Origin of the sequence: uncultured Tenacibaculum sp. (assembly GCF_947495995.1) — a bacterium.
Taxonomy (GTDB): Bacteria; Bacteroidota; Bacteroidia; order Flavobacteriales; family Flavobacteriaceae; genus Polaribacter.
Map to the genome: position 1 here is coordinate 318,806 of NZ_CANMAX010000002.1, position 19,538 is coordinate 338,343.

19 protein-coding genes are annotated in these 19,538 nt (G+C 30.8%); 11 read left to right on the plus strand and 8 right to left on the minus strand.

Annotation, left to right across the window (positions count from 1 at the left end):
• Complete coding sequence (locus Q1A15_RS06575) at positions 1 to 591, plus strand: DUF1801 domain-containing protein (protein ID WP_299620668.1); 591 nt, start codon at positions 1 to 3, stop codon at positions 589 to 591.
• Here the strand turns inward: Q1A15_RS06575 and Q1A15_RS06580 are convergent, their stop codons facing one another.
• Positions 592 to 951, minus strand: a complete 360-nt coding sequence (locus Q1A15_RS06580; protein WP_299620671.1) for a DUF4258 domain-containing protein — start codon at positions 949 to 951, stop codon at positions 592 to 594.
• A gap of 205 nt (positions 952 to 1,156) precedes the next feature.
• On the opposite strand from Q1A15_RS06580, the gene Q1A15_RS06585 reads away from it, so the two are divergent.
• Positions 1,157 to 2,140, plus strand: a complete 984-nt coding sequence (locus Q1A15_RS06585) for a lipocalin family protein (protein ID WP_299620674.1) — start codon at positions 1,157 to 1,159, stop codon at positions 2,138 to 2,140.
• A 94-nt stretch (positions 2,141 to 2,234) separates the two neighbouring features.
• Here the strand turns inward: Q1A15_RS06585 and Q1A15_RS06590 are convergent, their stop codons facing one another.
• Genes Q1A15_RS06590 through Q1A15_RS06605 form a run of 4 tightly spaced genes read right to left on the minus strand, consistent with a single transcriptional unit; the run spans position 2,235 to position 6,699 of the window.
• Positions 2,235 to 2,948, minus strand: coding sequence for a DUF6733 family protein (locus Q1A15_RS06590; protein WP_299620676.1), 714 nt, complete (start codon positions 2,946 to 2,948; stop codon positions 2,235 to 2,237).
• A gap of 19 nt (positions 2,949 to 2,967) precedes the next feature.
• Positions 2,968 to 3,726 carry an enoyl-CoA hydratase-related protein gene (locus tag Q1A15_RS06595; protein ID WP_299620679.1) on the minus strand — a complete coding sequence of 253 codons (759 nt, stop codon included), beginning with the start codon at positions 3,724 to 3,726 and terminating at the stop codon, positions 2,968 to 2,970.
• A gap of 21 nt (positions 3,727 to 3,747) precedes the next feature.
• On the minus strand, positions 3,748 to 5,061 hold the full coding sequence (locus Q1A15_RS06600) for a hypothetical protein (RefSeq protein ID WP_299620682.1): 1,314 nt from the start codon (positions 5,059 to 5,061) through the stop codon (positions 3,748 to 3,750).
• Between the two features lie 6 nt (positions 5,062 to 5,067).
• Positions 5,068 to 6,699 (minus strand): AMP-binding protein, encoded by a 1,632-nt coding sequence (locus Q1A15_RS06605; RefSeq protein WP_299620685.1) that lies wholly within the window; start codon positions 6,697 to 6,699, stop codon positions 5,068 to 5,070.
• A 164-nt stretch (positions 6,700 to 6,863) separates the two neighbouring features.
• Between Q1A15_RS06605 and Q1A15_RS06610 the strand changes: the two genes are divergently transcribed.
• Positions 6,864 to 7,589, plus strand: a complete 726-nt coding sequence (locus Q1A15_RS06610; protein WP_299620688.1) for a response regulator transcription factor — start codon at positions 6,864 to 6,866, stop codon at positions 7,587 to 7,589.
• A complete protein-coding gene (locus tag Q1A15_RS06615; RefSeq protein ID WP_299620691.1) occupies positions 7,564 to 9,075 on the plus strand; it encodes a HAMP domain-containing sensor histidine kinase in 1,512 nt (503 codons plus the stop codon). The genes Q1A15_RS06610 and Q1A15_RS06615 overlap by 26 nt, the downstream gene beginning before the upstream one ends.
• On the opposite strand, the gene Q1A15_RS06620 is transcribed toward Q1A15_RS06615, so the two are convergent.
• The 3 genes from Q1A15_RS06620 to Q1A15_RS06630 are packed head-to-tail and all read right to left on the minus strand — an operon-like array spanning position 9,056 to position 12,215.
• The gene (locus Q1A15_RS06620) at positions 9,056 to 10,252 is read right to left on the minus strand and encodes an alanine dehydrogenase (RefSeq protein WP_299620694.1); all 1,197 of its coding nucleotides are present in this window, start codon (positions 10,250 to 10,252) and stop codon (positions 9,056 to 9,058) included. The genes Q1A15_RS06615 and Q1A15_RS06620 overlap by 20 nt on opposite strands.
• A 4-nt stretch (positions 10,253 to 10,256) precedes the next feature.
• Complete coding sequence (gene tsaE / locus Q1A15_RS06625; protein WP_299620697.1) at positions 10,257 to 10,664, minus strand: tRNA (adenosine(37)-N6)-threonylcarbamoyltransferase complex ATPase subunit type 1 TsaE; 408 nt, start codon at positions 10,662 to 10,664, stop codon at positions 10,257 to 10,259.
• Between the two features lie 3 nt (positions 10,665 to 10,667).
• A complete protein-coding gene (locus Q1A15_RS06630) occupies positions 10,668 to 12,215 on the minus strand; it encodes a bifunctional response regulator/alkaline phosphatase family protein (RefSeq protein WP_299620699.1) in 1,548 nt (515 codons plus the stop codon).
• Positions 12,216 to 12,323: 108 nt separating this feature from the next.
• Between Q1A15_RS06630 and Q1A15_RS06635 the strand changes: the two genes are divergently transcribed.
• From Q1A15_RS06635 to sucD, 7 genes are all read left to right on the plus strand, one after another.
• A complete protein-coding gene (locus tag Q1A15_RS06635; protein ID WP_299620702.1) occupies positions 12,324 to 13,619 on the plus strand; it encodes an HD domain-containing protein in 1,296 nt (431 codons plus the stop codon).
• Positions 13,620 to 13,665: 46 nt separating this feature from the next.
• Positions 13,666 to 14,703, plus strand: a complete 1,038-nt coding sequence (lpxD, locus tag Q1A15_RS06640; protein ID WP_299620705.1) for a UDP-3-O-(3-hydroxymyristoyl)glucosamine N-acyltransferase — start codon at positions 13,666 to 13,668, stop codon at positions 14,701 to 14,703.
• The gene (locus tag Q1A15_RS06645) at positions 14,700 to 16,091 is read left to right on the plus strand and encodes a bifunctional UDP-3-O-[3-hydroxymyristoyl] N-acetylglucosamine deacetylase/3-hydroxyacyl-ACP dehydratase (protein WP_299620708.1); all 1,392 of its coding nucleotides are present in this window, start codon (positions 14,700 to 14,702) and stop codon (positions 16,089 to 16,091) included. Before lpxD ends, Q1A15_RS06645 begins: the two co-directional genes overlap by 4 nt.
• A gap of 1 nt (position 16,092) precedes the next feature.
• On the plus strand, positions 16,093 to 16,878 hold the full coding sequence (lpxA, locus tag Q1A15_RS06650; protein WP_299620711.1) for an acyl-ACP--UDP-N-acetylglucosamine O-acyltransferase: 786 nt from the start codon (positions 16,093 to 16,095) through the stop codon (positions 16,876 to 16,878).
• A 9-nt stretch (positions 16,879 to 16,887) separates the two neighbouring features.
• Entirely contained in the window at positions 16,888 to 17,454 is a 567-nt protein-coding gene (gene efp, locus Q1A15_RS06655; RefSeq protein WP_299620713.1) for an elongation factor P, read from the plus strand.
• 39 nt (positions 17,455 to 17,493) lie between these two features.
• Positions 17,494 to 18,414, plus strand: a complete 921-nt coding sequence (locus Q1A15_RS06660; RefSeq protein ID WP_299620716.1) for a UDP-3-O-(3-hydroxymyristoyl)glucosamine N-acyltransferase — start codon at positions 17,494 to 17,496, stop codon at positions 18,412 to 18,414.
• A gap of 68 nt (positions 18,415 to 18,482) precedes the next feature.
• Complete coding sequence (gene sucD, locus Q1A15_RS06665; protein WP_299620718.1) at positions 18,483 to 19,358, plus strand: succinate--CoA ligase subunit alpha; 876 nt, start codon at positions 18,483 to 18,485, stop codon at positions 19,356 to 19,358.
• Positions 19,359 to 19,538 lie beyond the last annotated feature (180 nt).

Consider the following 19,538-nt stretch of genomic DNA (forward strand, 5'->3'; position numbering starts at 1 on the left):
ATGAACGATCAAGTAACAGCATATATTTCTAATACAGAAAAATGGACGCAAGAGTTAACACTTTTGCGTTCTTTTTTGTTGGAGTTAGAGTTAGAAGAAACTATAAAATGGGGTATTCCAGCATATGTTTATAAAGGTAAAAACATTATGGGCATGTCTGCATTTAAAAATTATCTAGGTTTATGGTTTCATCAAGGAGTATTTATTAACGATGAATATAATGTGTTGATGAACGCTCAAGAAGGAAAAACAAAAGCAATGCGCCAATGGCGTTTTCATTCAATAAAAGAGTTAGATAAAGTAAAGATTCAAAATTATGCTTTACAAGCTATGAAAAATGTTGAGTTAGGTAAAGAAATAAAACCTACGAGAAATAAAAAACCATTAGAAATACCTCAACTTTTACAAGATCAATTTGATGCTAATGAAGAATTGAAATCAAAATTTGAAAGTTTTTCATTAAGTAAACAAAGAGAATTCACAGAATATATTACCTCAGCGAAAAGAGAAGCTACTAAAATTTCTAGATTAGAAAAAATTACACCTATGATTTTAAATAATATAGGTTTAAACGATAAGTATAGAAAGTAATTACTTTAAAATAACTTTATCTATAGTAGCTGTACTATCACATCGAATTACGTACAAATCTATTTTCTCACTAGTAACGTAATATTCAGCACAAGGCTTTAAACGTGGCTTACTTTTACCAAAAGCAACATCACCATTTTTTAAGATAGAAGAAATTTGTGCAGTATCTATTTTATTAGAAGTCATTACAGACTTTGCTGCATCAGAAAACACTCTTTTTCTTATACGAATACTTTTTAAAGTTCTAGCATCCATACCATAATCAAAGGTTACTTTCTTGTTCTTCCAAAAGAAAGAAACAGCTAAAACTCCAAAAGTTACACCTATCAAATAATATCCTATTCTTTTTAGTAATCGCATCTTAATGATTTAAGGCCTCAAAAATATTAATATAAAAGGGAAAGAAATAATTTTTTACTATGATTTTCTTGTTTTTATATTGAGGGTAACCTTTTGTTTTACAGTGAAATTAATCTCTATCAGAAAAAAATAATTGATTTTAACATTCAAAAGGTAGGGTAAAAGTAAAGTTGACTGTCTCTATAGGCATAAAACTTATACAAAAATGAAAATACAATCGATCAATTTAAAAAGCTTAGCATTATTTTTTATCTCAATTACAGCTTTGTTGTCTTGTTCAGATAATACAGCTGATTTACCTGAAGAAAATAATACAGTATTTAATGAGTTATTAGGAACTTGGCTAATACAAAGTAGTAGTGTTAATGGAACTCCTGTAAATAGTGCATCTTTCGACTGCCTAAAAACTTCTGTAGCTAAATTTACAGCTACAAATTATGAGTTGAATTATAGAAAGAAAGGAACAGGAGCTTTTGCTAGTGGATGTGCAGTGACACAACAATTCTCTGGAACTTATGAAGTAAACCAAAATGGTGTAGTCGATTTAAATTCTAGTAGAGGAATTACAGCTGAAATTAAAGAAGGAAAGTTGATAATAACTACTGAAGAAGGAAGTAATAAGCAAGTTGATACTTTTATTAATGAGAAAGATATTGTAAATACTGTTTTAGATACAGATAATGGAACTTCAACAGGTGGAGGAACTACAAATCCGCCAGCAGAAACAGATGAGTTCAAAAATCTTAAGGAAAAATTACAAGGGAAATGGGGGCTAAATTCTTTTGAAATTAACGGAGAAGCTATTACGTTAAGTTCATGTAGAGCAACTTCATTTATAGAGTTTAAAGATCAGAATAACAAGATATTTATATTTCAATCTAAAGCTACTTTTACACAAGGTGATTTAAGAAAGTATGGAATTGGAATTGGTGGTTCGGGAATTCAATCTGTAAAAGCTACAAAATCAACTTCAAATGGAGAAAATTCAGATAAAGTTACTTTTGATACAGATGCTTCTTGTAAGTTTAAAAAAGAAAGTACTCGAGTTTTTGAACATGTTAGTGGAGATGTGTTAAGAATTAAAACTAGAAGTATCGAGTTTAAGTTAGTTAATGATACAACTATAGAACTTACATTCAAAAATTCAGATACAAATACAGAAGGAAAACAGATTTACAAGAAATTGTAATCGTTTTTGGTTAAAAAAGAAGAAACCTTAAGTGTTTAAGGTTTCTTCTATAAACTACCAAAAGTTAATTTTGGTAATTCCCCCAATTGTTATTTTATAATGGGATAAAAGCCTGAATTTTATAAAATTCATCAGCGTTTAAATTGTCATTAGAGATATTTGGTCCAAATGCAAAACGAAACCAAACTCCGTTATTAAGTGTCGCTTTTACATAACCACCAAGGAACTGATATAAAGTCTTTGTATCTCCACCATCAACTCTAGTTTGTCCTAAATGCTCATAAAATCCTCCAAAAGAAAAAGAATTGCTCACTTTAAAACCAGGAATCACCCAGTTCAACATTAAATCTTGCGAACTTCCTTCACCACGCAAACTCATGTAATACGCATGATAGGTTTCAAATTCAAATCTTCCAGAATTGTATAAAGCAAAGACACTAGGAATTAAACTTTCTGCGATTTTAGTTCCAGCGGTTTGAGATAATAATTTTCCATGACCGAAACCTAAACTCGGATTTACAAATAGTTTTCCATCTTTAGAAGCAAATCCTAAACCGACACCAGTTTCTAGAAATAAATCTTTTCCTTGATTACCAAAAGAAGGATTCACCCAAAAAACACTGTAAAAAGTTAATTTAGTTCTAGGTTTAAGTTCATAAGAACCTAAAAAAACATTATTAAATCCGGCTCCACTATTATGAATTGGCATAATAGCAAAAGAAGTTTTTGATTTTTTTTCTTCTTCTTGAGCGAAAATGGAAGTGATTGATAAACATAAAATTGTTATAAAAATGATTGATTTTTTCATGATAAATTGAGGTTAAATATTAATTGAATTTTGGAGTTCTTTTTTCTAGAAAGGCATTCATACCTTCGGTTTGATTTTCTGTATGGAATAAAGAGTGGAATAACTTTCTTTCGAATACAATTCCATCTTTCAAACTACTTTCTAAAGCTTGATTTGTAGCTTCTTTAGCTGCTTTTAAAGCGGTTTTAGAATAAGAAGCTATCAATTGTGCTTTTTCAATAATTTGTTTTGTAAAATTCTCCTTTGGTAAAACTTGAGTTATGAGCCCTATTCTGTCTGCTTCTTCAGCATCAATTGTTTTTCCAGTTAAGATAATTTCCATGGCTTTAGATTTTCCAACAAGTTTTGTTAATCGTTGGGTACCGCCAATACCTGGAATAACTCCTAATTTGATTTCAGGCTGACCAAATTGTGCATTTTCAGCTGCATAAATAATATCACACATCATGGCAAGTTCGCATCCACCACCAAATGCATAACCATTTACCGCAGCGATTACAGGGGTTTTAATACGAGAGAAGATTTCCCAATACCCAAAGTAATCTTCATTAAACATAGTATTGAAGTCTTTTTGCGCCATTTCTTTAATATCGGCTCCAGCACAAAAGGCATTATCATTGCCAGTAATTATAAAACATCCGATTTCTTGAGAAGAGTCGTGTTCTAATAATCCAGAAATTAGTTCATGCATAAGTTCTGAATTCAGTGCATTAAGTGTCTTAGGACGATTTAATTTGGCAATAACGATCCTATCTATTTTTTCAAATAGTACATTCATAAGTAATAAGTTTTGTGATTGTTAAGAGTCCCAAATAGCTCCGTAAGCTGGAATTCCTCGGTATTCCATATTATGAACTATTTTTTGCGTTAAATTCTGATTAGAAATACAGATTACAGCTTCAGCATTAAAATCTTTATAAGCTTTGTAAGCAAGTTTTACCAAATCAGGTTTTCCATGTTCATCTGTATTCCAAATAATAGCATTAGGTTGTACGTTTTTAATTTCATTAACTAATGCTTCTCCATATGTTTTTTCAGGAGATCGAGTAGACCAAATTAGAACTGAAGGAGTTTCGTTGAGTAATAGATGTGGTAAACACGGACCAATACCGCTTCCAGTAGCGACCCAAATTACTTTTTTGAATAATTTATCTACGTTTCCAACGCCTGCAGTAGGAATTCCTTTTACCCAAATTTTATTAGGCTTTTCTGAAATGAATTTCCCAGTCCAATCTCCAGCTCTAGAAATAGTTAAACGAAATCCAGTTTTGTCAGGAGCAGGAACATTTGCAAATGAATGCCATTCTAGTAGCGGATTTCTGCTCAATGCTGTAGATGAACCAGCAAAAGGTGTAACTCCGTAATCGAAACTAGTTAAGGCAACATGATTTGAAGGACTATCTATATTGATATCTACTTTTTTCAATCGTAACCACGGAATTATTATACTTGCAGTTAGTATGATTAAAATCCAAAAATCTAATTTATTCCATAAGGGAATTGAAGGAGATTCTAGTTGTACAAATAATAACATTTGAATCCAGAATAATATCAAAACAGACCAACCACCAATTCTATGAGTAATTTCAAACTGATTATGGTATTTGGCTCTCATTTTGGGTAAAGCCATAATTACAATAGTAACTAGTAATACTAAGATGAGTGTGGTAATAATTACTATAGGATTATTGATTTGATATACATCGTTAGATAAACTCTTATAAATCCCCCAAACAAACACAAAGTACCATAATGTTCCCATAGTTGCACTAGAGCTGTGTAATCCACCAAAGTGATATACTTTGGCACATATTCTTCGAATAAACAAAGGCCAGTGTTTAGGAACACTCGTTGCTATTGTAAATAAAAGATTAATTACATATTGTTGTCTAATTAATATAGCAAGTGTAAAGTTGAACAGAATTACTCTAGAAATCTTATAAATGGCTATGTTTTCAGGATTAAACCAATTCCATGAAGTTAATCCTTTGTAAAAAACGATACCGTTTATTAAGGTGATTAAAATAAATAATCTTTTATAAGGAATTAATAACGGATGTTTTCCTAATCGATATAGAAAACTCTTTTTAGGTGGTAAAATTATCGTATTCATAACATCTTATTTTAAGTAGGAAGTTTTGATTTTACGTTTGTCTATTTTACCTCTAGAAGTCTTCGGAAGTTCATTTAAAAACTTAAACTCACTTGGTACATAATAATAAGGTAAATCTCTTTCTATAGCTTCAATTATATGATTCAAAAGCGTTTCTGTAGCTTTTTTATTAGTCAAACTAATAAAAGAAACTAAATGATTTTTATGTTTCAAAGTTACTGCTCGTTTTACTTCATTAAAGTTTTCGATAATCTTTGTAATCGCATCAAGTTCTACACGAAATCCTTTAATTTTTACTTGATCGTCAATTCTTCCGTAGTGAATTAATTCTCCGTTTTCATCCCATCTACCTAAATCACCGGTATTAAACATCATATTTTCTTCTTTCAAGAAAATGTCTTTAGCATATCGAGTTCTGTTTAGTTCATTGTTATTGATGTATCCTTTAGTAACACAATCGCCACCAGCCCACATTACGCCAACATCGCCAATTTTTACTGGTTTTTTATCATTATCTAATACGTAAACAGTGTTATTTGGTGTTGGTTTTCCGATAGAAAGTTCATAACTGTTTGGAATACATTTTTTCATTGTATTTACGATCGTAGTCTCCGTTGGCCCGCAACAGTTATAGAAATCAGATTTTTTAGACCAAGTATTTGCTAAAATTACCGGACAAGGTTCTCCTGCTACAGCTACAGCTTTAATTTCATGACATTGTTCTGCATCAATTGTGGTAAGAATGGTAGGAGTGGCAATAATAACATTAGCTTGTTTTGCAGTTTCTTCAATATCTCTTCCACGAATAAGTAAAGTTCCTCCGTTTCCTAAGCAACCTAAAATTTCCCAAGCGGCCATATCAAAAGATATATTTAAAATCTGAGCAACTTTTATTCCTGGAGAAATTCCGAGATTACCTGGAGTGTTATATAGAATATTACATAAATTCTTATGTGTTACTTCTACACCATTTGGAGTTCCTGTTGTTCCAGAAGTAAATAAAATGAAACAAGAATTGTTAACGTCATCATTTACATGATTAATTAATCGAATATTTCCATATAAGTTTTTATAGATGTCTTTTTCTAGTTCAGTATCTATTTGAATTAGATTATCACTTTTGAAAAAATCTAACTTTTCAGAATAATCCGATTGTGTTAAAATGATTTTAGTATTACTAAGTTCAGTAATATCACTGAGCATGTTTTTAGGAACTATTCTAGGATCTTGAGGAACATACACAGCTCTTAATTTTAAGACTGCTATAATTCCGATTAACATCTCTATAGATCGATGTGTATATAAACCTACTTTGTCGCCTCTTTTTATTCCTTTTTGCTTTAAGATTAAAGCAAGTATTGTGGCTTCATCATCAAGTTGTTTGTATGTGATACTTAAATTCCGAAATGTAGCTGCAATATTTTCAGGTGTTTTTGATACCCAATATTCAAAAGCATGTATAACATTTTTGTATGGAGTGTCGATTGCTGGAGCTATTCCGTATTCAATAAAGAGGTTTTGATCTTCGGGAGATAGATCTTTAATTTCCTCTAAATTAATCTGTTTTCTTCGGGGGTTGATTTCTTCTTTTAAAATCAATGAGAAGTTATCAGCATCATTAATAATTGATTTTTTCATGATTTATTTTAATAAAGGTTAATACTAAAATTGAAGAACTGCAGTTCAATTTTACAAGGACAAATAACTTTTTTAAGTATCACAGAAGTATCACAGAAGTATAAAATATATGTAACATTTTAATTTTTTTATATTAGCGCAACCCCGAATAAATCTACCCTTCAATGAAAAAAATATTAATTATAGATGATGACAAATCAGTTACGAATCTTTTAAAAATAAACGCCTTACATCACGGTTACACAACAGAATTAGCCTTTGATGGAGCAGAAGGACTTCAATTGGCTGTAAGTAATGATTATGATTTAATCCTTTTAGATATCACATTACCTAAACTAGACGGGATTGAAGTTTGTAAACGAATTCGTCAGAAAAAAGTAGTTCCAATTATTATGCTTACTGGTAAAACAGATGAGTTAGATAAAGTTCTAAGTCTTGAATTAGGAGCCGATGATTATGTAACAAAACCCTTTGGAATTCGTGAATTAATGGCAAGAATTAAAGCAGTTTTACGCCGTTACGAAAACAATTATAGTTTTGATCTTAATAAAACTTTAGTTTTTGATGGTTTAACGATTAATATTCCGAAGAGAATAGTTTACAAGAAAAATTATAAAGTCAATCTTTCTCCTAAAGAGTTTGATTTATTAAGCTTATTTGCTAAAAACCCAGGCAAAATTTACAGCAGAACTAATTTGTTACAATTGGTATGGGGATATAATTTTAAAGGCTATACGCATACCGTAAATTCACATATTAACCGATTAAGAAGCAAAGTTGAATTTGATATGACAAATCCAAAATATATTCTAACAGAGTGGGGGATTGGATATAAATTCAACGAGACATTAACACCGTATCTAGATGAACAAGTTCCGATCATTGTCTAACGGTTTTATACTAAAATTAAGTGTTTCTTTTTTACTTACAATATTAGTAATTGGTGTTATTTATATATCAGTTACTTTTTTTCTATTAGACAAGTTTTATAGTCAAACCACACAGCGATTAAATGGAAATTTGGCATCACATTTAATTGAAGAGAAATTTAAAACAGCTTCACCTTTTTTAGAAGATGGTACAGTGAATACAGAACTTTTTGATGATGTAATGCATGACATGATGGCTGTTAATAGAGCAATTGAAGTCTATTTACTTGATGAAAACGGAATTGTATTACATTCTGTAGTTCTAGATCATTCTGACGCTTCAGAAAACGTAAAACAAGTTGATTTAACTCCTGTGCATAAATTCATAGCTAATAAACAAGAGTATATTTTAGGTGATGATCCGAAGAATATTACTGAGAAAAAAATCTTTTCCGCAGCTTCATTCAAACATAATGGGAAGATTGGATACATATATATTTTACTTGCTAGTCATGATTTTGAGCAAGTTTGTAATAGTTTGTTTAAATCCTATTTTTCAAGATTAACTGTTACTACAATAGTTATCACAACATTACTTTCCTTCGGAATCGGACTTTTAAGTATTTTTTTTATTTCGAAAAGTTTACTTGTTGTCATTCATTACGTGAATAAATTTAAAGAAGGTCATTTAGAAAGTAGAATACCAGATGCGTCTACTTCTAGTTTATCAATTTTAGCGACTACTTTTAACGAAATGGCAGATACAATTTCTGATAATATAGAGGAAATAGAAGCAATTAATAATTTTAAAAAAGAATTAATAGCAAATGTATCTCACGATCTTAGAACTCCGCTAACTATTATTAGAGGTTATGCAGAAACCTTAAATGAAAAAGAGATTGTAATTACTGAAGAAACACGAGAAGAGTTTTTGAAAGTTATAGAAAAAAGTACGGTAACATTAGCTAATCTAGTAAATCAACTCTATGAATATTCTTGTTTAGATACTAATGAATTACAACCTAATAAAACTTTATTTGATATAATTTCTCTTTTACAGGATGTGTTAGGTAGATATAATATGATATCTAAACAAAAAGAAATAACGCTTGAGTTTAAATTTACTTTGAATGAAAATCGGTATGTATATGCAGATAAAATTCTGATTGAAAGAGTTATTCAAAACATATTAGATAATGCTTTGAAGTTTACACCTAACAAAGGTTTTATACTGGTTTCAGTTGTTGAAGAAAAAGAAAATATAACTCTAAGGATTAAAGACTCCGGAGTAGGAATTAAATCAGCAGAACACGATTCTATTTTTGAAAGGAATTACAGGTCTAAAACTACAAATTCTGAAAATGGAACTGGTTTAGGTTTAGCTATTGCTCGAAAGATTATATCGCTACATGGTAGTGCTATTCAAATACGTTCTGAAGGAAAAAACAAAGGAAGTGAATTTATATTTTCACTTCCTCGTATTAATATTATAAGATCAAAAGATTAATATCTCTAAAAGGAATATCAAACCAATCGGCAACAGTTTTATTTGTTAGAATTCCGTGGTAGAAATACATTCCATTTCGTAAACTTTTATCGAATCTAGCAGCGTTTTCAAAACCACCTTCTTCTGCAATGTTAAGTAAGTAAGGTGTAAGAATATTACTTATTGAAACAGATGCAGTTCTTGCGTATCTAGAAGGAATATTAGGCACACAATAATGAATTACATCGTGTTCTCTAAAAGTAGGTTTACTGTGTGTGGTAACTCTAGAAGTTTCAAAACAACCACCTCTATCAATACAAACATCTACAATTACAGCTCCGGTTTTCATTTGTTCAATCATTGTTTCAGTAACAATAATTGGAGATCTGTCAATTCCTCTAATTGCTCCAATAGCAACATCACATCGCATTAAAGCTTTAAGTAAAGACTTTGGTTGTACTGTTGAGGTATAAATTGGTCCGGGTATAGATTCTTGTAATCGTCTTAATTTAGTAATCGAATTATCAAAAACTTTAATACGAGCACCTAAACCAATAGCAGCTCTAGCAGCTGATTTACCTACAGTTCCAGCTCCTAAAATAACCACATCAGTAGGAGGAACTCCACTAATATTTCCTAAAAGAAGTCCGTTTCCACCATTTGCAGAAGACATTAATTCAGCAGCAATATGCATTGAAGAAATTCCTGCAATTTCACTCAAAGATTTTAAGACAGGATAAACACCATCTTCATCTTTTATATAATCGTAAGCAATAGCTGTAATTCTTTTTTTAGCTAAAGCTTCAAAATACTTTTTGTTTTGTGTTTTAAGTTGTAAAGCAGAAATTAGAAATGATTGCGGATGCATTAATTTAATTTCTTCTAATGTAGGTGGTTCAACCTTTACAACTAAATTACAAGCAAAAACTTCTTTAATATCGTAAGATATTTTCGCTCCAGCTTCAGAATATTCTCTGTCAGTATAATTTGTTCCTTCACCAGCGTTGTTTTCAACAACAACTCGATGTCCGTGAGCAACTAAGGCTGCTACAGCATCTGGAGTTAAACTAATTCGTTTTTCTTCTAAATGTGTTTCCTTTGGTAAGCCAATAAATAATTCGCCTTTTTGCTTTTTTATTTCAAGCATTTCAGGCTGCGGTAATAATTGTTCTTTGGTAAAAGGTGATATAGAACTCATTAATTTAGTTAAGTTGAATGTTTCTTAGATTATTTTCGGTGATGTTGATTGTTACCTCACTAGCATTTAAAGGTAATAAATTTTTAATATTGTTTGGCCATTCAATTAAACACCAATGACCAGAGTAGAAGTATTCTTCAATTCCTATATCTAAAGCCTCTTCTTCGTTGTTAATTCTATAAAAATCAAAATGATAAATAATATCATCGTTAGAAGTATGATATTCATTCACTAATGAGAAAGTAGGAGAACTAATAATATCATCACTACCTAAAACTTTACAGATTTCTTTAATAAGTGTTGTTTTACCTACACCCATTTCTCCGTCAAATAATAGAATTTTATGCTTGGCATTGCTAATAATTTCTTTAGCTATGCTTTCTACGTCATCTAAAGAATAATTTTTATCCATACACTACTTTGTATTATATACAGCGCAAGGTATAATAATTTCTTCTAATGAAATGCCTCCATGTTGATATGTATTTCTATAATATTTTACGAAATGATTGAAATTATTTGGGTAGGCAAAGAACAAATCTTCTTTGGTAAAAATAAACGGACTATTAATTGCCACTGTTGGTAAGAAAATATCTTTCGGATTCTTTACATCGTAAACATCTTTATTTTCATAACTTAAACTTCTACCAGTTTTGTATCTTAAGTTTGAACTAATGTTTTTATTACCAATTACTTTTGTAGGTGTTTTACAGTTAATAGTTCCATGATCAGTAGTAATAATTAGTTTCTGACCTAATTCTTTCGCCTTCTGAATTATTGATAGTAGAGGTGAGTTTTTAAACCAGCTCACTGTTAATGATCTGTAAGCTTTATCATCACCAACCAATTCTTTAATTACTTCCATTTCGGTTTTAGCATGAGAAAGCATATCCACAAAGTTGTATACAACTACGGTTAAGTCGTTTTGTTTTGTAGCATTATAATTCTCTTCTAAATCCTTTCCGTTTTTAAGCGAAGTAATTTTAAAATATTCGTGTTTAATATTTAAGTTCAAACGCTTGATTTGCTCGGTTAAGAATTCATTTTCGAATAAATTTTTCCCACCTTCATCAGTATCATTTTTCCAGTAATTAGGATGTCTTTTTTCCATTTCAGAAGGCATCAATCCAGAGAAAATAGCATTTCTGGCATATTGTGTAGCCGTTGGTAAAATACTATAATATGAATGCTCTGTTTCTTTTCTGTAGAAATTATTGATGTACGGTTCTAAAACTCTAAACTGATCATATCTCAAATTGTCAATTACGACAACTAATAAACCTTGATCTTTACTTAGATTAGGAACTATTAAATCTTTGAAAAGCGTGTGCGACATTGTTGGTTTATCTTCACTAGTCAACCAATCTTGGTAATTCTTTTTTATAAACTTAAAAAAATGCGTGTTGGCTTCAGATTTCTGACTTTCTAGAATTTCTAATAAGTTAGAATCATCTATATTTTCTAATTCTAGTTCCCAGTGAATTAACCTCTTGTAAAGATCGGTCCATTCTTGGTATGTATTTACCATAGATAAATCCATGGCTATTTTTCTAAATTCCTGCTGGTAATTCAGTGTAGTTTTTTCAGTAATTAATCGAGAATGATCTAAATTCTTTTTTAAACTCAACAGAATTTGATTCGGATTAACAGGTTTTATAAGGTAATCTGCAATCTTAGAACCAATAGCTTCTTCCATTATATATTCCTCTTCACTTTTTGTGATCATTACAACAGGAAGGTTAGGGCGCTTCTGTTTAATCAAGTTTAAGGCATCTAAACCAGAAATACCTGGCATATTTTCATCTAGAAAAACAATATCAAAATTAGTGTCATCTACTAAATCTACGGCATCGGTTCCATTAGTACATGTCGTTATATTATAATTTTTCTTCTCTAAAAATATGATGTGAGGTTTTAGTAAATCAATTTCATCATCAACCCAAAGTATTTCTATTTTTCTCATAAATATGTATTACAAACATTGAACGATTAAATTAAATGTTTAGTGTTACATAAAAAAATAAAAACAGGCTATAAGCTCATAATATATTTATTTTAACAATTCGTAAATATGCATTGTTTAGATTTACTTACTTTTGTTCAGTACATTATAATTGAAAACACAACATTGAGTAAATCTAAAACGAATAAGTTAAAAATTCTTAACGATCCTATTTACGGACTAGTTTCCATACCAAATTCTCTGATTTTTGATATTATCGAGCATAGATATTTTCAAAGATTACGACGTATTACTCAAATGGGATTAACAAATTTAGTTTATCCTGGAGCCAACCATACAAGATTTCATCATGCTATAGGTTGTATGCATTTAATGCAAAAAGCGATTCAAGCATTACGATCTAAAGATATTCCGATTTCTGAAAAAGAAGCAACCGCTTTATGTATTGCAATTTTGTTACACGATATAGGTCATGGTGCTTTTTCACATGCTTTAGAGTATAGTATAGTTAATGAAATAACTCATGAAGAAATTTCGTTACTCTTCATGAAAGAATTAAATAAAGAGTTTAAAGGAAAACTAGATTTAGCGATTAAAATCTTTGAAGGTAAGTATGAAAGAACGTTTTTTCATCAGCTAATTTCAAGTCAGTTAGATATAGATCGTTTAGATTATTTAAAAAGAGATAGCTTCTATACAGGAGTAGCAGAAGGAAATATATCTTCGGATAGATTAATTGCCATGATGAATGTGAAAAATGATGAGTTGGTAATTGAGGAGAAAGGAATCTATTCTGTAGAAAAGTTTTTGATAGCAAGGAGATTAATGTACTGGCAAGTGTACTTACATAAAACATCGTTATCTGCAGAAACATTATTGGTGAAAATTTTACAAAGAGCTAAATTATTAGCTAAAGAAGGAAAAGTTTTACCAGCAAATAAGGCATTGCGTTATTTTCTGTATACATCAATTAATAAAGAGAATTTTACTACTAATACTTTAGATATTTTTTCTAAACTCGATGACTATGATGTATTAGCAGCAATAAAAGAATGGTGCGATAATGAAGATTTTGTTTTATCTCGATTATCAACTATGCTTATTCATAGAAAACTTTTAAAATTAGAATTACAAGGGAAACCTTTTACAGATAAGTATAAAAATAAAATTATAACCAAGGTTAAAAAGAAGCTAGGAGAAAAAGAAGACAATGTATCTTGTTTTGTTTTTGAAGATGTTGTGGTAAATCACGCATACGATGTAACTAAACCGATTAAAATATTAACTAAAAAAGGAAAACTGAAAGATATTATTAAAGCGTCAGATAACTTGAATATACAAACACTATCTGTTCCTGTTAAGAAATACTTTTATTGTTATCCTAAGAATTTTGCTTTGATCTAGATTTGAAGATTTAATACTAAACAAAAAATAATTACTTTTGCAATTAATGGAGTTTACAGCAAAACAAATCGCAGATATTTTACAAGGTGAGATTGAAGGGAATTCGGAAGAAACTGTATTTAAATTAGCGAAGATTGAAGAGGCTGAAAAAGGTTCTTTAACTTTTTTAGCAAACCCTAAATACGAACAATATATATATACTACTTCAGCTTCTATAGCTATAGTAGGACAAGATTTTGTAGCAGAAAAGAACATATCTTCTACATTAATAAGAGTAAAAGATCCTTACAAGTCTTTTTCTACATTATTAGAGTATTACAATCAAGTAAAAAATAATAAGGTAGGAAGAGAGCATCCAATTTATGTATCAGAATCAGCAAAAATTGGAGAAAACGAATATTTAGGAGCTTTCACATATATTGGTGAAAATGCAGTAATAGGAAATAATGTAAAAATTTATCCAAATAGTTACATCGGAGACAATGTAACTATCGGGGATAATACAACAATATATGCAGGAGTTAAAATTTATTCTGAAACCATAATAGGGAAAGAATGTAAAATTCATTCAGGAACTATTGTAGGATCAGATGGTTTTGGTTTTGCACCTGATGAAAATGGAGTATACAAGGCAGTTCCACAAACAGGAAATGTTGTTATCGAAGATTATGTAGATATTGGGGCAAACTCAACAATAGATAGAGCAACTTTAGGATCTACAATTATTAAAACTGGAGTAAAGTTAGATAATCAAATCCAGGTAGCTCATAATGTAGAAATAGGAAAAAATACCGTAATTGCCTCACAAACTGGAGTAGCAGGATCGACTAAAATAGGAGAGAACTGTATGATTGGTGGACAAGTAGGAATAGTTGGGCATATTACAATTGGAAATAACGTTAAAATACAAGCACAATCTGGTATCGGTAGAAACTTAAAAGATGGAGATGTTGTTCAAGGTTCACCAGCTATTGGGTATTCAGACTTTAATAAGTCTTATGTTTATTTTAAAAATTTACCAAAAATAGTATCAACAGTACATAAATTAGAGAAAGAGTATAAGGCTCAACAAGACCAAAAATGACTAAAAAACAAAGAACTATAGAAAATGAAATTACTTTATCTGGTGTAGGTTTACACACTGGAAACGAAGTAATAATGACCTTTAAACCAGCGCCAATTAATCATGGTTTCGCTTTCAAAAGAGTAGATTTAGAAGGTCAGCCTATAATTGAAGCAAAAGCAGAATATGTTACCAATACACAGCGTGGTACAAATATGGAAAAAAATGGAGTTCAAATTAATACTTCAGAACACGTGTTAGCTGCTGCTGTAGGTTTAGATATAGATAATCTTTTAATAGAAATTAATGCTTCTGAACCACCAATTATGGACGGTTCTTCTAAATATTTTATTGAAGCTTTAGAGAAAGCAGTAGTAGTTGAACAAGATGCTTATATCGAAGAGTATGTTGTTAAAGAAATAATTTCATATAAAGATGAAAGCACAGGTAGTGAAATTATCTTAATGCCTTCTGATGAATACCAAGTAACTACAATGGTAGATTTTGGAACGAAGGTTTTAGGAACTCAAAATGCTACTTTAGAAACAATTTCTGATTTTAAAGAGGAAATTTCTTCAGCGAGAACATTTAGTTTCTTACATGAAATTGAAATGTTATTAGAACATAACTTAATTAAAGGAGGAGATCTTAATAATGCTATTGTTTATGTAGATAAAGAACTTTCTGAAAGTACTACAGAAAAACTTAAAACTGCATTTAAAAAAGACGATATCAAGATTAAATCTAATGGAATTTTAGATAACTTAGAATTACATTGGGCTAATGAAGCTGCAAGACATAAATTATTAGATGTAATTGGTGATTTAGCTTTAGTTGGAACTAGAATTAAAGGTAAAGTTATTGCAAATAAACCAGGACATTTAGTAAATACTACCTTCGCAAAGAAATTAGCTAAAATCATAAAAAAGGAAAAAAGAAATAAGGTTCCTACTTATGATTTAAATCAGCCACCTTTAATGGATATTCATAAAATTATGGATATTCTTCCGCACAGACCTCCATTCTTATTAGTTGATAGAATACTAGAGCTTTCAGATAAGCATGTTGTAGGAATGAAAAATGTTACTATGAATGAAGACTTCTTCGTAGGGCATTTCCCTGGAGCTCCTGTTATGCCTGGTGTTTTACAAGTAGAAGCTATGGCGCAAGCAGGTGGTGTTTTGGTATTAAGTACAGTACCAGATCCTGAAAATTATCTTACTTATTTTATGAAAATAGATAAGGTAAAGTTTAAGCAAAAAGTATTGCCAGGTGATACATTAATATTCAAAAGTGAATTAATAACGCCAATTCGTAGAGGAATTGCTCACATGCAAGCCTATGCATATGCAAATGGTAAACTAGTTGCAGAAGCAGAATTAATGGCACAAATTTCAAAAGTAAAATAATATGAATCAACCATTAGCTTACGTTCACCCCCAAGCTAAAATAGCAAGAAATGTAGTCATAGAACCTTTTACAACGATACACGCAAATGTAGAAATTGGTTCAGGTACATGGATTGGTTCTAACGTAACAATAATGGAAGGTGCACGTATCGGTAAAAATTGTAGAATTTTTCCAGGTGCTGTAGTTTCCGCTATTCCACAAGATTTAAAGTTTGATGATGAAGAAACTGTAGTTATCATTGGTGATAATGTAACTATCAGAGAATGTGTAACGATCAATAGAGGTACATCAGACAGGCATAAAACTGTTATTGGAGATAACTGTTTAATTATGGCTTATTGTCACATTGCACACGATTGTATTGTAGGAAATAACTGTATTTTCTCTAATAACTCTACGTTAGCAGGTCATGTAACTATAGGTGATAATGTAGTACTAGCCGGTATGGTAGCAGTACATCAATTTGCTTCTGTAGGTAATCATGCTTTTGTTACTGGAGGTTCTTTAGTACGTAAAGATGTTCCACCGTATGTAAAAGCTGCTCGTGAACCTTTATCGTATGTAGGAATAAATTCTATAGGTTTACGAAGAAGAGGCTATACAACTGAAAAAATTCGTGAGATTCAAGATATTTATAGAATTTTATTTCAAAAGAACTACAATAATTCTCAAGCAATTGAAATTATTGAGGCAGAAATGCAAGCTACTTCAGAAAGAGATGAAATCATTCAGTTTATCAAAGATTCTCATAGAGGAATAATGAAAGGATATTACAAAACTAATTAATACAAAATAATGGCAACAACTTCAGATATAAAAAAAGGATTGTGCATTAAATACAATCACGATATATTTAAAATCATTGAATTTTTACACGTAAAACCAGGTAAAGGTCCTGCTTTCGTTAGAACTAAGTTAAAAAGTGTTACTTCAGGAAAAGTAATTGATAATACTTTCTCAGCTGGGCACAAAATAGAAGACGTTCGTGTAGAGACTCATAAATTTCAGTATCTATATGCAGAAGGAGATGATCTTCATTTCATGAATACTGAAGATTATAACCAAATTACTTTAGAAAGAAAAGTTGTAGATGGTGCTGAATTTATGAAAGAAGGTGAAGTTGTAACTATCTTAATTAACACAGAAGATGGTTTACCTTTATCAGTAGAAATGCCTTCTCACGTAATATTAGAAGTAACGCATACTGAGCCTGGTGTAAAAGGAAATACAGCTACAAATGCTACTAAACCAGCAACAGTTGAAACTGGAGCTAGAGTAAATGTGCCGCTGTTTATCAATGAAGGAGATAAAATCAAGATTGATACTGAAAAAGGAGCGTATTCAGAAAGAATCAAAGAATAATAAATATTTCATCCCGCTTTATAGCGGGATTTTTTTCATATGAAATTTAATACTGTACAAACTTTAGATCAAATTGCTTCTTTGTTAGATATTCCTTTTGTAGGAGATCCTAATTTTGAAGTAACAGGGTTAAATGAAATTCACGTTGTACAAAAAGGTGAGATCGTTTTTGTAGATCATCCAAAGTATTACGACAAAGCATTAACTTCTGCTGCTACAACTATTTTAATTAATAAAGAAGTGGAATGTCCAGAAGGTAAATCATTACTTATTTCAGATGATCCTTTTAGAGATTTTAATAAACTTACTAAGCATTTTAATCCTTTTATAGCTTCTAAACAAAGTATTTCTGACTCAGCCATAATCGGTGAAGGAACTATAATACAACCTAATGTTTTTATAGGTGAAGGAGTTACTATTGGTAAAAACTGTATTATACATGCTAATGTTACCATTAACAATAACTGTATTATTGGAGATAATGTAAATATTTACTCAAATACAGTGTTAGGTAGTAATGCTTTTTATTACAAAAAAAGACCAGGAGGTTTTGATCCTTTAGTTTCTGGAGGTAGAGTTGTAATTAAAGATAATGTAGATTTAGGAGCTTCTTGTACAATTGATAGAGGTGTTACTGGTGATACAATGATAGGAGAAGGAACTAAAATTGACAATCAAGTACATGTTGGTCACGATACTGTAATAGGAGAAAAATGTTTAATAGCAGCACAAACTGGTATAGCAGGATGTACTGTTATTGGAGATGAAGTTACAATTTGGGGACAAGTAGGTGTTGTAAGCGGACTACATATCGAGAAAGGAACAGTATTAATGGCGCAAACAGGTGTTATGAAATCCTTAAAAAAAGGAGTTTATTTTGGAACACCACAAAGAGAATATCGCCAAACAATGCGAGAAATTATACATTTAAAAAACGAAGTAAATAAAGCTAAAAAGTAACGAAAATTTAATTGGTTATACTCAATTAAAAAACTATTTTTGCTAGACTTAAAATTAAAAATAAACCAATGAGCGTTTTAGTAAATAAAGATTCAAAGATTATAGTACAAGGTTTCACAGGAAGTGAAGGTACTTTTCATGCTGGTCAAATGATCGACTACGGAACTAATATTGTTGGAGGTGTAACTCCTGGTAAAGGAGGACAAGAGCACTTAGGTAAGCCTGTTTTTAATACTGTTGACGAAGCAGTACAAAAAGCTGGAGCTGATACTTCAATTATTTTTGTACCGCCAGCATTTGCAGCTGATGCAATTATGGAATCTGCTGAAGCAGGAATTAAAGTAATCATTTGTATCACTGAAGGTATTCCTACAGCTGATATGGTAAAGGTTAAAGCTTATATCGATGGATTAGAAGATTGTACTTTAGTTGGACCTAACTGTCCAGGTGTAATCACTCCAGATGAAGCTAAAGTTGGTATTATGCCAGGGTTTATTTTCAAAAAAGGTAAAGTAGGTATCGTTTCTAAATCAGGAACATTAACTTATGAAGCTGCAGATCAAGTTGTAAAACAAGGTTACGGAATTACTACTGCTATTGGTATTGGTGGAGATCCAATTATTGGAACTACTACTAAAGAAGCTGTAGAATTATTAATGAATGATGATGAAACTGAAGCAATCGTAATGATTGGTGAGATCGGTGGACAATTAGAGGCTGAAGCTGCACGTTGGATTAAAGCTGATGGAAACAGAAAGCCAGTTGTAGGATTTATTGCTGGTCAAACTGCTCCTGCTGGTAGAACAATGGGACACGCTGGTGCTATCGTAGGTGGTGCTGATGATACTGCTCAAGCAAAAATGAAAATCTTAGCTGAAAATGGAGTACACGTAGTTGAGTCTCCTGCTAAAATTGGAGAAATGGTAGCTAAAGTATTAGCATAGCCGTTAAAATAATATTAAAAAAATCACGTTTTTAATCCGAATACTATATTTTAGTATTCGGATTTTTTTATTCCTGTGCTATAAACAAAGAAAAATTAAAAGAAAAATGAAAAAGAGTTTTTTGCTATGCATTGTTTATTAACACACAATAACACTAGATAACGAAAAATAACATTCTAA

Excerpts from the sequence above, each read along its gene's own strand:
- Q1A15_RS06600 (WP_299620682.1), bottom strand. The coding sequence starts at position 5,061 with ATGAATACGATAATTTTACCACCTAAAAAGAGTTTTCTATATCGATTA.
- Q1A15_RS06575 (WP_299620668.1), top strand. The coding sequence starts at position 1 with ATGAACGATCAAGTAACAGCATATATTTCTAATACAGAAAAATGGACG.
- sucD (WP_299620718.1), top strand. The coding sequence starts at position 18,483 with ATGAGCGTTTTAGTAAATAAAGATTCAAAGATTATAGTACAAGGTTTC.
- Q1A15_RS06635 (WP_299620702.1), top strand. The coding sequence starts at position 12,324 with ATGCATTGTTTAGATTTACTTACTTTTGTTCAGTACATTATAATTGAA.
- Q1A15_RS06585 (WP_299620674.1), top strand. The coding sequence starts at position 1,157 with ATGAAAATACAATCGATCAATTTAAAAAGCTTAGCATTATTTTTTATC.
- Q1A15_RS06595 (WP_299620679.1), bottom strand. The coding sequence starts at position 3,726 with ATGAATGTACTATTTGAAAAAATAGATAGGATCGTTATTGCCAAATTA.
- tsaE (WP_299620697.1), bottom strand. The coding sequence starts at position 10,664 with ATGGATAAAAATTATTCTTTAGATGACGTAGAAAGCATAGCTAAAGAA.
- Q1A15_RS06605 (WP_299620685.1), bottom strand. The coding sequence starts at position 6,699 with ATGAAAAAATCAATTATTAATGATGCTGATAACTTCTCATTGATTTTA.
- lpxD (WP_299620705.1), top strand. The coding sequence starts at position 13,666 with ATGGAGTTTACAGCAAAACAAATCGCAGATATTTTACAAGGTGAGATT.
- lpxA (WP_299620711.1), top strand. The coding sequence starts at position 16,093 with ATGAATCAACCATTAGCTTACGTTCACCCCCAAGCTAAAATAGCAAGA.
- Q1A15_RS06610 (WP_299620688.1), top strand. The coding sequence starts at position 6,864 with ATGAAAAAAATATTAATTATAGATGATGACAAATCAGTTACGAATCTT.
- Q1A15_RS06580 (WP_299620671.1), bottom strand. The coding sequence starts at position 951 with ATGCGATTACTAAAAAGAATAGGATATTATTTGATAGGTGTAACTTTT.
- efp (WP_299620713.1), top strand. The coding sequence starts at position 16,888 with ATGGCAACAACTTCAGATATAAAAAAAGGATTGTGCATTAAATACAAT.
- Q1A15_RS06615 (WP_299620691.1), top strand. The coding sequence starts at position 7,564 with ATGAACAAGTTCCGATCATTGTCTAACGGTTTTATACTAAAATTAAGT.
- Q1A15_RS06660 (WP_299620716.1), top strand. The coding sequence starts at position 17,494 with ATGAAATTTAATACTGTACAAACTTTAGATCAAATTGCTTCTTTGTTA.
- Q1A15_RS06620 (WP_299620694.1), bottom strand. The coding sequence starts at position 10,252 with ATGAGTTCTATATCACCTTTTACCAAAGAACAATTATTACCGCAGCCT.
- Q1A15_RS06630 (WP_299620699.1), bottom strand. The coding sequence starts at position 12,215 with ATGAGAAAAATAGAAATACTTTGGGTTGATGATGAAATTGATTTACTA.
- Q1A15_RS06645 (WP_299620708.1), top strand. The coding sequence starts at position 14,700 with ATGACTAAAAAACAAAGAACTATAGAAAATGAAATTACTTTATCTGGT.
- Q1A15_RS06590 (WP_299620676.1), bottom strand. The coding sequence starts at position 2,948 with ATGAAAAAATCAATCATTTTTATAACAATTTTATGTTTATCAATCACT.